We start from the raw sequence: 12,144 nt of genomic DNA, 5'->3' as shown, positions 1-12,144 counted from the left end.
CTTGACGCGCGCGCTCTTGCGATCCCATCGTTGCCGATCTCGCCAAAGCTGGCATCGCCAGTCGACACGCTCGAACATCCCGCTGCCCCGGACACGACTGTTTCGCTGTTCATCCGGTTCTGGCTAACCATTGCAGTGCTGGCGCCGGAAGCTGGGCGTACAGCAGATCGCCTGCATGGGTCTGGTGATTGTGAGTATTGAAGGGGCGTCTTAATCGATCGGCCCGTGTGTCCTTGCAGTCGTCCATATCCTCACGTTGCCGCCGACGGGGGCGTGAAGTCAGAACTTCGGTTTTCTCTTCTCCAGAAAGGAGGCGACGCCTTCGTGATAGTCGGGACCAAAATAAACCCCGCGCCGCAAGCCATGCAGGTACTCGAAGGTCTGTGGATTGATTGGAGTAGCTTCGCTCAGTACCCGGATCGATTCCTTTGCTGACGCGATCGCCGCTGACGAGCGCGTGGTGAAAGTGCGCGCCATTGCGTAAGTGATCTGCTCCAGCTCTGCCGCCGGAACGATGCGGTTGACGATGCCGACGCGTTCGGCCCGGTCTGCCGCGATCGGATCTGCGGAGAAGAACATCTCCTTGACCACGTTGAGCGGCAGACGACTCAGGAAATTAAGGAGCCCGACAACGTTGTAGGGGAGGCCAAGCTTTGCGGGTGTAATGGCGAAAGAGCTGGTCTCATCGCCATAAACAAGATCGCATGCCATGACGAGATCACAGGCACCTCCCCACACCGAGCCTTGAACCATTGCGATGACAGGTGCCGGAAAGGCTTTCACCGCACGCAACAACTGCTCCAGCGGATCGTTGTAGGGAAGCGGATCGACGTCCGCCTTCGGAAGTTCATCGATATCGTGGCCTGCTGACCAGACCTTGCCCGCAGTCACGCTGCGCAGCACGACGGCACGCGCATGCATATTCTTGAATTCGTCAAACGCAGCGATGCACTCCGCAATCAACTCAGCGCTCAACGCATTGCGCTTGGTGTCGCGGTCGAACGCAATCGTGCCAATGGCATCGGCAAGCGAAGTCCGGATGAGCGGCATGGGCAATTAGCCTCAGATTAGTGTCACTGCCCGAGCCGCGGCTGCAAGCTCGGCTCGGAAGTCGGGGTGAGCGATCCCGATCAACGCATCAGCACGCTCCTTGGTTGATTTGCCGCGCAAGTTCACGGCGCCATGTTCCGTGACAACCCATTCGACATCCATGCGCACATCGGTCACCATCGACACCTTTGGTACTATGCTCGATACCGTGCCCTTCTTTGCCGTCGATTGCAGGGCAATGATCGATTTGCCGCGCTTTGCCAGCGAAGCCCCTTTGACGAAGTCGAACTGCCCGCCAGATCCGCTGTATTCGTGCTCGCCGATGAACTCGGCGTTTACCTGACCGTAAAGGTCAATCTCGATTGCGGTATTGATCGAAATGAAATCGTCGTGTGCGGCAATGGTTCGGATGTCGTTGACATATGAGGACGGATAGCTCTCGAAAGCGGGGTTGTCGTTCATGAAGGCGTAGGAATCGGTGGTCCCGAACGCAACCGTGAAGACATGTTTGTGTGGATGGAGCGTCTTGCGGCTTCCGTTAATCACACCCCTGCGGATGAGATCAGCCATCGCAGGCGAGAACAACTCCGTGTGGATACCAAGATCTGCGTGCTTCCGCAGAGCGAGCGCCACGCCCGACGGAATCTTGCCGATGCCGAGCTGGATCGTCGCGCCATTCGGGACCATGGGGGCGACGAGATCGCCGATGGCCTTACCTTCTGGCGTGGCTTCCGCGACGCCTGCCTCGATCAACGGCAGATGATTCTCAATGATCGCGGAGACTTCACTTACGTGAATTGACGATTGGCCGAAGATCCTCGGCATGTGGCGATTGACCTCGACGATCAGCCGCTTTGCTCGTCGAGCCGCCACTGACGAGAAATCGTTGTTCGTGCCCAGAGAGAAGAAGCCGGCCTTGTCCATGGGGGAAACAGTCACGACGAAGGTATCCAGCCGAATGATCTCCTCGAACAGTCGTGGGATCTGGCTGAAATGTACCGGTACGAAACTCATCAGCTTGCGCCCGGCCTTGACCTGACGCTTGATGATCGCGTGATCTGGGCCACCGACGAAGAAGCTGTGCGCATCGATCTTTTCAAGCACGTCCTCGGCCAGCAATGAATTGGCCAGCGGCTCCATCGCAATCTTGTAGTAGAAGCGAATGCTCTTGAGGTCGTTCGTCCGCAGCCTGTTCGCAAGCGCGGCGAGCAGGGCCGGCGGTTGACCGATCGCCATGCCGGCGGACACTGTCTCACCGTCTGCGATCCCGGCTATGGCCTTCTCTGCTGTGGTCAACCTTTCGGCATAGAGATCGGCGGCTTCCAAGCTTGTCATGCTACCTAGCTCCTCACCCAGTTTTCCAGCAACGATGCAGCTTAACCGTAGATTGGGGTAGCGTCCACGGAGGTGGTGGCGATTGTGTGAGAAGAGCCGGCGGGCCCCGCGCCCCTTTCGGTTGCAGTCGATCCTTTCCCGCCCCCTTGCACTCGTCACCTTTCCCGCTCCCGCCTGGCCACAGCGCAATCGTGGTTCTGAGCGGCGGATCGGGCTGCCCGAGCGAAACAGCTGCGGCGCTATTCTGACCGATCTCAAACCCAGCGCCGTTGTGGGCGAGGTCGCCCTGTTCGGCGGCAAGGAGCGCTCCGCGAATGCGACCGCCCTGACGCCGTGCCATCTCGACACGCCCACGTACGCGGCAGCCTCGACGTGACATGCCGTCCTTGCTAGGCGCCGACCACCTGCCGCGCCGCCCTTGCGGCATTGAAGAACTGGCTCGACAAGCGCTGCACGAGCGCCGTCACACGGCTCCCCTCGACGCCGGGCCGGACAACCAGCAAGCGCTTGTAGGCCGGCAGGTCCGGGAGGTAGTAGTCCTTGGCCGGGACGAGGAAGGATGGGATCATTCGCTCGGGAACAACGGTCAGGCCAAAGCCGGTCTGCGCAGCCTCCAGCCGCAACTGGTGGTTCGGACTCCTGAACACGATCTTGTACGCGATGTTGTGCTTGGTGAGGGTACGGATCATCCAGTCATCGCCTGGCCACGCGAGGATTGGAATCGGCGCGCCCGGCCGCAGCACGAAATCCCGGGCCCGCACCCACACCGAACGCTCCTCGGCCTTGTTGGCGATCGTCACCTCATCTTCCACGTCGACCAGCGGATTGCTGTAGACAAACGCAATGTCGATGTAGCCGTCGATCAGTCCCCTGATGATGGCAGGCGACCGGTCGGCGTGAATGATGATATCGGCGAGCGTCTCGGCGGTCTGGCGCTTCATGAAATCGTCGGCAAGCAGGGTGCTGATCCCCAGTCGCAGCGGTTGTGGCCCCTCATTGTTGCCGCCAAGCCGAAGCAGCTGATCGTTGGCTTCCAGAATCCGCCTGGCTTGCTGCACTGCGACCTTGCCGAGTTCGGTGGTCGTCGTCCCGTAAGCGGTCCTGACAAAGAGCGCTCCACCAATCTGGTTCTGTAACCGCTTCACCTGCGAGCTAATCGCCGGTTGACTGAGACCGAGACGCTCCCCGGCCTTCGACAAACTTCCTGTTTCAGCAATGGCAACAACAGTGCGAACGGCACCGGGGCATTCTTTCTCGGCGCTGCGGGGCTTCTCGACGGACTCAACGTTACAACCCATTGGCAGCATACCTCCGAACTCGCGGAGAAGTTCCCGGCAGCTAAAGTCTCGCTAGACCGAGTCTTCGTGCAAGACGGCGCGCTCTGCACCTCGGCGGGCGTGGCTGCAGGTATCGACCTAGCACTGAAGCTGATCGAGGATGATCATGGTCAAGGCCTCGCGCTTTCAGTCGCGCGCAGGCTGGTCGTCTTCCTGAAGCGGCCGGGCGGCCAATCGCAAGTCAGCGCACATCTTGCGGCGCAAGCCACAAAGGAAGGGCGAGTCCAAGCTCTGCAACATTGGATCCTGGAACATCTGCAACTCCGACTGACGTTGAAGATGCTTGCCGTGCGAACCGCCATGAGCTTACGCAACTTCACTCGCGTCTTTCAAGCGGAAGCGGGCATGACGCCGGCCAACTTCGTCGAGACGGCGCGCGTCGACCGGGCGCGACGCCTGCTGGAAGATACCGACAAGCCTCTGAAATGCGTCGCAGCACTCTGTGGATTCACGAATCGCGACACAATGCGGCGTGCATTCATGCGACGAATAGGAACCGGCCCCAACGAATATCGTGATCGTTTCCGGCGTCAAGACTCGACCGGGTTGCCCGACAAGCCGTCCATAAAACCTCCGCCAGCCAAGGCGTTCCGCTTAATGAGAAGCCCCGGCGTGACACCGCCGGGACTTCCCGCAGCACGTTGCAGTGGTCGCCTCCGCGATCACCACGCCTCCTGACGCATCGCGCTGCTGCGAATGCCGTCGCTCAATAGGTCCGCGTGTGGCCGGAGCGCGGGCCCTTGTACGCGTACTGCGGATTGATACCGCAGTACGCGTCGGTGCCGGACGCACTGGCCGTGCATTGGCTGTACGTCGAAAACTCGCAATTGCCGGGATAGCCCCACTCACGCCCCTGCAGACAGTACCGATCGTTCGCAGCCGCTGCCGAGCCTGGCGATGCGATCGCGAGGAGCCCGATGACAGGCAGGCCTGCAAGTAGAACTTGACGCATGGATTAAAACTCCGGGTTTTCTGTTTCAAAGCGAACGGTCCTCGTCGCAAGGAGAGAGCGATCTTTGCGGGGGCCTTGGGGCGCGAGACCGTACTCTCTGGCGGTCATCTAATGCCGGGATGACACAGCCCAAGCCATCGCAGTGTCACGATTGGTCACATCGACGAAATCGCCCTTCGCGATGACACCAGCGGGCATGCGACATTAACGAAGCTCGAAGCCCTCTGCTGATCGGAGCCGCGCCTGTTGTCTCGTGACGCATAAACAACGTCGTGAGAATGGCGTTTGGAGCAATAGGCACGAACTGCCCGCAACCTCACCAAAGTCGTGAGGCCCCCAGAACCGCACATCAACGATCTCGTCCCGAACTGTGCGGGCGCTGCCGCGCCTTGTTCGCGCCGCGCGATCAATCTCACCTATGGAGTCAAAATGTCCAACCAGATGACAGCTAAACTCATGGCCGAATTCATCGGCACGTTCGCATTCGTATTCATCGGCGCCGGAACGGCGGCCGTAATGGGCGACGGCGTCGGCCTGGCCGGCATGGGCGCAATTGCCCTTGCCCACGGCCTGGCGATCATGGCCTTCGCCTTCGCTTACGGCCCGGTGTCGGGCGGCCACATGAACCCGGCGGTCACCGTCGGCGTCCTCGCTGCGGGCGCCATGCGACCGCTCGAGGCGATGGGCTATATCGTGTGTCAACTGGTCGGCGGTATCGCCGGCGCACTCTTGCTGCGAAGCCTGTTCGGTGGTGTCGCCACCGGTCTTGGCACGCCGGCGCTCGCACACGACCTTGCTCTCGCCGGCGCGACAGTAACCATAACGCCGGCTGCCGGCTTCGTTATCGAGGCCATGCTCGCGTTCTTCCTGGTCACCGTGGTGCTCAGCACCGCCGTGAGCGGACGCGCGGGAACGCTTGCTCCGCTGGCTATCGGAATGACGCTGACCTTCAACATTCTGATGGGGGGTGCCCTTACCGGCGCAGCTTTCAACCCGGCGCGCGCGCTTGGTCCCATGATCGTTACCGGAACACTCGACGACGCCTGGCTATATACGGCAGCACCGATTGTCGGCGCCATCATCGCTGCGCTGCTGCACAATTGCCTCAGCCGGTTCGCCGAAGGCACAGGGCAGCCTGCGCGGATAGCCGAAGAGCCCGCCGAATGAGTATCGGGACTGCCGATCCGCCGAGCGGCCCGCCGATGGCGGGCCGCATCTCAAGACATCGTGAGCCCCCGGCCTCAACTCGTCGTGAGCGCGGACGCGCACCGCCTTGCCCACACACGCGACCGGCCTATTTGACTTTGGTCAAACGGCCGCACCTGCCAAGTTCGCGGGAGCGAAGAGGGTAAATGGACTCACCACTCGCTGACGCACAAATAGGTCCGATCTCAGCCATCGATTTTTCACCAGCCGGGATCATCAGCCGTCGCTTCGACACGTGGCCTGGCCTTAAGGTCGAGACGGTGGAGGTCGTACGGCGCTCGCCTTTTGAATATCGCTTTAGAGCACCCTGCCATCTGCTCATTGCAGCGGAGATCGGGGAGCGAGAGAGCGGAGAAACGTTGCTTGAGGGATTGCCTAGATCAGACCTCCGCACCTTTTCGCGCAAGATGACTTTCGTTCCCGCAGGTCGTGACTTTGCCGGCTCACAGAAGCCGCGCCTGTTGACACGCATGATTTGTATCTATCTCGATCCGCGGGGACCGCTTACCGATCCTGAACTGCGATTCAGTGAAGTTGAGTTCAGGCCCCGGTTGTTCTTCGAAGACGGCTGCCTCTGGCAGACAGCCCTCAAACTCAAAGCGCAGGTCGAGCATCAGGACGTGATGCACCGGCAATATGGTGAAGCGCTGGGGATTCTCCTGGCGCACGATCTCGTTCGCAGCAACGCAAATGCCAACCCGATCAGATCTCCCGCGGTTCGGGGTGGCCTGGCGGCATGGCAGCAAAGGCGGCTGGCCGAATACATCGAGGATCATGTCTCCGATGACATTCCGCTCACCGCCCTCGCGCAATTGGTCGAGCTCAGCCCGTATCATCTTTGTCGCACCTTCAGGCGATCCTTCGGGGTGCCCCCGCAGAAGTATCACGCGATGCGCCGAATCGAGCGAGCAAAGCAGATGCTGGCAGAGCGTGAGCTGTCGATCACCATGATCGCGCAGGCGATTGGATTTGGTGAATCCAGCACGTTCAGCTCAGCCTTCCGTCGGCTGACGGGACAAACGCCCAGCCGGTACCGTCGCGACCTCGATTGAGAAAGTTGTTTCGCGGCGCGGCACCGCGAAACCGTTTCCTGCGAGCTAGAGCCACCCGCTCAGCTCACGGCGCACGATGGCGTCGATCACTCGCATTCCGCCGTCACTGTCGTTCAGGCAGTCAATCCTCGCGAACGCCTCGCCACCTGCCGCGAAGAAGTATTCAGCGTTCTCCCCGCCGATTTCCTCGATGGTCTCCAGGCAATCGGCCGAAAAGCCTGGCGTTAAGACCGCAACTCGCTTGATCCCGCGGGATGCAAGATCCTTGATCGCTTCGTCAGTGTAGGGCTTCAGCCACTCAGCTCCGCCGAAGCGGGATTGAAACGTCATGATCAAGCGGTCCGGCGACAGCCTCAGGCGTCGACCGAGGAGTTCCGTCGTCCTCTTGCAATGCGAGTAGTAGGGATCACCCTTGGCGCGGGTCTCCATCGGCATGCCGTGATAGGAAACCACAGTCACTTCCGGCTCGAAATCGATCTGTGCCAGGCGCGTTGTCACCGAGCGCGCGATCTCTTCGATGTAGAAGTCATCTTCATAGTATGGCGGCGCAACCCGCAGGCACGGTTGATTTCGCATCGACGACAGGATCTCGAAGATCGAATCGCATGCGGTCGCGCTGGTCGCCGCTGAGTATTGCGGGTAAAGGGGGACGAACAGGATGCGGTCGCAGCCCTGCGCACTGAGCCGCTCGATCGCGGCCTCGAGCGAGGGGTTGCCGTAACGCATGCCCCATTCGACGATTACCTTGGCGCGACCATTATTGGATCGCCTGTCCTGCAGGGATTCCTGCAATTTCTTCGCTTGCGAGCGGGTAATGGTTTTGAGCGGACTTTCGTCGCGTTCGCGGTTCCAGATCGTCGCGTAGTCCTTGCCCTTTCGCCGAGGTCGGGTAGTCAGAATCAGGAAGTTGAGGACGAAGAACCAGAGCAATCGGGGCGTCTCTATAACTCGGCGATCGGACAGGAACTCGGCAAGATACCGTCGCATGGACCAGTAGTCCGTCCCGTCGGGCGTGCCCAAATTGCTCAGGACCACCCCAATATTGCGCGGCTGCGCAAAGCCGCTGGCGTCTCTCTGCGCAATATCCATCCTGTCGGCAGGAACGAACTCCAGAATCGTCATCTCAACCTCCAGAGACTTCAGCCGCTGCCTCGAGCCAGGCCGAGACGATCTGCTCGAGCGCAACCACAATCTGCTCGTTCCCGATCGGAAGAAGAAGTTCAGCGAGAATTCCCTCGATCAAGAGCGAGCGGGCTCTCGCCTTCGGAATGCCTCGCGCCATCAGATAGTAGATCTGGGCATCGTCGATATCTGCAATCGTGGCACCGTGCCCGCACTGAACATCGTCGGCAAAGATCTCCAGTTCTGGCTTTGCGGAAAACTCTCCATCGTCGGAGAGCAACAGCGTATTGCAGGCCATGCGGGCGTCAGTGCGCTGTGCACCCTGCCCGACCTTGATACCACCCTGGAAGGCGCCACTCGCCCGATCAAAGACGACGTTTCGCACCGTAATAGCGGATGTCGTGCCGACCGCTTCATGTTCAAGCGTCATGGTCAGATCCGTGTGCCCGGCGTCCCTGAGGAGATTGATACCGTTCAGGATCAGTTGTGCGCCTTCGCCGGATTGTCGGCCATGTACCTCCTGACGCACAAGCTTGCCTCCTGTGTTCAAGACGAGAATGCGCAGCTTGGCGTCCCGCTCCAGGATGAAACGGAGCTGTCCAAGATGGCTGTCCGACGCCTGCTGCTCTCCGACGATGATCCAGGTGACATCCGCACCTTCGCCGACGCGCAGCCTCGACACCACTGTCGAGAAGCCGCCGTCCGCCTGGGCCTGGCCCGCATGCCGCTCAATGACGGTGACTCGTGCGCCCGCTCGCGCTACCACGCCAAGGCGCGAATGAGACGAGCCACGCACCTGCAGTTCGATCGGACGTTCGAACCGATGATCGCCGGCGATCTCGATCTGCATGCCGCGATCGGCCAGGATGCCGTTGATGCGGCCGATAGCATCATCTGCAACGCACTCGACCAACTCGCCGGCCGCGGATCCGTCTTCGAGGAGATGCCGATAATTGCGGATCGAGAGCCCGGCGATGCCTGCGTCCATGCCGCAACCGGCCTCGTTCACTTGCAGCACAATCGAACCCGGGATCAGGGAACCGGAATCTCCGGCACCCTCCGCTGCCTGCGGCCGCGACGGCGCCTTCAGGCGCGTTCGCAAGTCGGTATAGTGCCAGGACTCAAGCCGCCGGGTCGGGAGCCCTCTGGAGCAGAGGTCTTGCAGCAACCTCGCCCGTGCCAGCTGTACGTCGCGATTGCCCGGCAAGCGACGAAGCTCGTCAGCCGTGATCCCCAGAGGCGAGAGTGACTCGTGGATGGCGGAATGTGAGAGCTGAACATTCATGATCGCATCCTTATGCCGCATCTGCAATGACATCAGCGTAGCCATTGGCCTCAAGCTGATGCGCAAGCGATTTGTCGCCCGATTTGATGATCCTGCCCTTGTAAAGGACGTGCACGGTGTCGGGTACGATGTAGTCGAGCAGACGCTGGTAATGGGTAATCACTACAACCGCCCGGTCCGGCGATCGCAGGGAATTGACGCCATCGGCCACGATCTTCAGTGCATCGATGTCGAGACCGGAGTCGGTCTCATCGAGCACGCATAATTTCGGCTCGAGCAGCGCCATCTGCAAGATTTCCGCACGCTTCTTCTCGCCCCCGGAGAAGCCGACATTGAGCGGCCGCCTCAACATCTGCATGTCGATCCCTAGCCGCGCCGCCGATTCCTTGACGAAATGTATAAACGCCGGCGTCGTCATCTCCTCCTCACCGCGTGCCTTGCGCTGTTCGTCGAGAGCGACCTTCAAGAACTGCAGGGTAGCAACACCGGGAATTTCCACGGGATACTGGAAGGCAAGAAAAATACCCTCCACCGCGCGCTCCGCAGCGTCGAGGTGCAGAATGCTCGCGCCATTGTAGACGACGTCGCCTTCGGTGACCTCGTACCCTTCGCGACCGGACAGGATATATGACAGCGTCGACTTGCCGGAGCCGTTGGGTCCCATGATGGCCGCCACCTCGCCGGCCTTTACCGTCAAATTCAGGCCGCGGATGATCTCAGTTCCGTCGTTCGCGATGCGGGCGCGGAGGTTTTTGATCTCTAGCAAGATAGTCTCCGAAATCGAGAGTGATAAAGCTGGCCGGGCGGCTCAGCATTGGGTTCAGCCGACGCTACCTTCGAGCGAGATGCTGATCAGCTTCTGCGCTTCGACCGCGAATTCCATAGGTAGCTGCTGCAGGACGTCCTTTACGAAGCCGTTGACGATGAGCGCCACTGCCGCTTCCTCCGGAATACCGCGCTGCAGGCAGTAGAACAGCTGGTCCTCGGAGATCTTTGACGTCGTCGCCTCGTGCTCGAATTTTGCCGACGAGTTCTTGGCCTCGATATAAGGCACGGTATGCGCGCCGCATCGGTCGCCGATCAGCAGTGAATCGCACTGGGTGAAGTTACGAGCGTTAGTCGCCCGGCGATGGGCCGAAACCTTTCCGCGGTAGGTATTATCCGAAAAGCCGGCAGCGATGCCTTTGGAGACGATGCGGCTCGACGTGTTCTTGCCGAGATGGATCATCTTGGTGCCGCTGTCGATCTGCTGGTGGCCGTTCGATACCGCTATCGAGTAGAACTCGCCCCGGCTTTCGTCGCCTCGCAAGATGCACGAGGGATACTTCCAGGTCACGGCCGATCCGGTTTCGACCTGCGTCCAGGAAATCTTCGAGCGGGCACCGCGGCAATCGCCGCGCTTGGTAACGAAGTTGTAGATTCCGCCTTTGCCCTCGCTGTCACCGGGATACCAGTTTTGGACGGTGGAATACTTGATCTCGGCGTCGTCCAGCGCGACCAGTTCAACGACTGCTGCGTGCAGCTGATTTTCCTCGCGCCGCGGTGCTGTGCAGCCTTCGAGATATGAGACGCTGGCGCCCTTGTCAGCGATGATCAGCGTGCGCTCAAACTGTCCGGTGTTCCGCTCATTGATGCGGAAATAGGTGGAAAGCTCCATCGGGCAGTGTACGCCAGGCGGCACGTAGACAAACGAACCGTCGCTGAAAACTGCTGAATTCAGCGTTGCGTAGAAATTGTCCGAGGTCGGAACGACAGAGCCCAGATACTCCCTGATAAGCTCACTATGCTCACGGATGGCTTCCGATATCGACATGAAGATCACGCCGGCCTTCTGCAGTTCCTGCTTGAAGGTCGTGACCACCGAGACCGAGTCGAATACGGCATCGACTGCGATCCTCGTCTTCACACCGGCGAGCATCTCCTGCTCGTGCAGCGGAATGCCGAGCTTCTTGTAGACGTTCAGGATTTCCGGATCGACTTCGGCGAGCGACTTCGGTCCCGAGATGCCCTTCGGAGCCGCGTAGTAATGGATCGCATTGAAATCGACCTCCGGATAGTCCACCCGGGCCCAACCGGGCTCCTCCATCGTGAGCCAGCGCCTATAGGCGTCAAGTCTCCACTCGAGCATCCAGGAAGGCTCGCGCTTTCGTTCGGAGATAAAGCGGACCGTGTCCTCCGACAGGCCTTTCGGAGCTTTATCGACCGGAATGGTCGTCTCGAAGCCATATCTGTATTGATCGACGTCGATCATCCGAACGCGATCGACAGTTTCCTGAACGGCGGGCATTTCATCCTTCAGCATAATCGCTGTCTGCTGAAGGGGAATTACAGTCGCGCAGGTCTCTGCTGAAATACAATCGAAGATGACTTTATATAGGCTGCTACTATGAATGAGACAGCGATCGGTCAGCGATCACGTCGGCTGTTCTTGCGGTGCGTCAAATCCGTCAACGTCTCAGCGGTCATCAAGCTAATTCGTACCGACCGATTCTGCCGCGGATGCGGATCTCGCATCGGATGGATGTCGGATTTCGGCAGAAAATATCCGTGACCATGGCGAACAAACGTTTGTAGGCAGCGAGCGCCTTCGCAAGGTTCCGGTGCATTCGGACATTGAAGGAGCGAATAATGCAGCCGAATGACATTCGAGTTGTCATCATATGTCGCAAAGTAGTGGCCGGCCTCGGCATTCACACCACACCTGACCAGAATGGCCTTTCTGATCTCGGGCGGAAGACGAGCAATCCGTTCGGCACTCATTGGCGGGTCAGACGGCTGGACCGGGACCGCGTGAGCCGGCCACGT

The 12,144-nt window shown here is 59.9% G+C and carries 12 protein-coding genes; 4 read left to right on the top strand and 8 right to left on the bottom strand.

Going from position 1 to position 12,144, the window contains the following annotated elements; genetic code table 11:
* Nucleotides 1-279: 279 nt before the first annotated feature.
* On the bottom strand, nt 280-1,050 hold the full coding sequence (gene scpB / locus Q0030_RS10840) for a methylmalonyl-CoA decarboxylase (RefSeq protein WP_298366338.1): 771 nt from the start codon (nt 1,048-1,050) through the stop codon (nt 280-282).
* Between the two features lie 12 nt (nt 1,051-1,062).
* Nucleotides 1,063-2,385 carry an acetyl-CoA hydrolase/transferase C-terminal domain-containing protein gene (locus Q0030_RS10835; RefSeq protein ID WP_298366336.1) on the bottom strand — a complete coding sequence of 441 codons (1,323 nt, stop codon included), beginning with the start codon at nt 2,383-2,385 and terminating at the stop codon, nt 1,063-1,065.
* Nucleotides 2,386-2,467: 82 nt separating this feature from the next.
* Here Q0030_RS10835 and Q0030_RS10830 point away from each other — a divergent pair, with 82 nt between their 5' ends.
* Entirely contained in the window at nt 2,468-2,761 is a 294-nt protein-coding gene (locus tag Q0030_RS10830; protein WP_298366334.1) for a hypothetical protein, read from the top strand.
* A gap of 13 nt (nt 2,762-2,774) precedes the next feature.
* Here Q0030_RS10830 and Q0030_RS10825 read toward each other — a convergent pair whose 3' ends face one another.
* Nucleotides 2,775-3,584: a LysR family transcriptional regulator gene (locus Q0030_RS10825; RefSeq protein ID WP_298366332.1), complete on the bottom strand. Its 810-nt coding sequence runs from the start codon at nt 3,582-3,584 to the stop codon at nt 2,775-2,777.
* On the opposite strand from Q0030_RS10825, the gene Q0030_RS10820 reads away from it, so the two are divergent.
* On the top strand, nt 3,549-4,400 hold the full coding sequence (locus Q0030_RS10820) for a helix-turn-helix domain-containing protein (RefSeq protein WP_298366330.1): 852 nt from the start codon (nt 3,549-3,551) through the stop codon (nt 4,398-4,400). The two genes, Q0030_RS10825 and Q0030_RS10820, sit on opposite strands and share 36 nt — an antisense overlap.
* 28 nt (nt 4,401-4,428) lie before the next feature.
* Here Q0030_RS10820 and Q0030_RS10815 read toward each other — a convergent pair whose 3' ends face one another.
* On the bottom strand, nt 4,429-4,674 hold the full coding sequence (locus Q0030_RS10815) for a DUF3551 domain-containing protein (RefSeq protein WP_298366328.1): 246 nt from the start codon (nt 4,672-4,674) through the stop codon (nt 4,429-4,431).
* A gap of 429 nt (nt 4,675-5,103) precedes the next feature.
* Here Q0030_RS10815 and Q0030_RS10810 point away from each other — a divergent pair, with 429 nt between their 5' ends.
* The gene (locus tag Q0030_RS10810) at nt 5,104-5,841 is read left to right on the top strand and encodes an aquaporin (RefSeq protein WP_298366326.1); all 738 of its coding nucleotides are present in this window, start codon (nt 5,104-5,106) and stop codon (nt 5,839-5,841) included.
* A gap of 185 nt (nt 5,842-6,026) precedes the next feature.
* On the top strand, nt 6,027-6,932 hold the full coding sequence (locus Q0030_RS10805; protein ID WP_298366324.1) for an AraC family transcriptional regulator: 906 nt from the start codon (nt 6,027-6,029) through the stop codon (nt 6,930-6,932).
* A gap of 45 nt (nt 6,933-6,977) precedes the next feature.
* Here the strand turns inward: Q0030_RS10805 and hemH are convergent, their stop codons facing one another.
* From hemH to sufB, 4 genes are read right to left on the bottom strand one after another with little or no spacing between them, the layout of a single operon-like run.
* A complete protein-coding gene (hemH, locus tag Q0030_RS10800; RefSeq protein WP_298366619.1) occupies nt 6,978-8,021 on the bottom strand; it encodes a ferrochelatase in 1,044 nt (347 codons plus the stop codon).
* Between the two features lie 34 nt (nt 8,022-8,055).
* Nucleotides 8,056-9,339, bottom strand: coding sequence for a Fe-S cluster assembly protein SufD (gene sufD, locus Q0030_RS10795; protein WP_298366323.1), 1,284 nt, complete (start codon nt 9,337-9,339; stop codon nt 8,056-8,058).
* Between the two features lie 10 nt (nt 9,340-9,349).
* Nucleotides 9,350-10,105, bottom strand: coding sequence for a Fe-S cluster assembly ATPase SufC (gene sufC / locus Q0030_RS10790; protein ID WP_298366321.1), 756 nt, complete (start codon nt 10,103-10,105; stop codon nt 9,350-9,352).
* A 54-nt stretch (nt 10,106-10,159) separates the two neighbouring features.
* Entirely contained in the window at nt 10,160-11,626 is a 1,467-nt protein-coding gene (gene sufB / locus Q0030_RS10785) for a Fe-S cluster assembly protein SufB (RefSeq protein WP_298366320.1), read from the bottom strand.
* Nucleotides 11,627-12,144: the final 518 nt, after the last annotated feature.

Origin of the sequence: uncultured Bradyrhizobium sp., from assembly GCF_947648125.1 — a bacterium.
GTDB lineage: Bacteria > Pseudomonadota > Alphaproteobacteria > Rhizobiales > Xanthobacteraceae > Bradyrhizobium.
The sequence above is the reverse complement of the archived record's forward strand: the minus strand, read 5'-3'. Positions and strand labels throughout refer to the sequence as shown.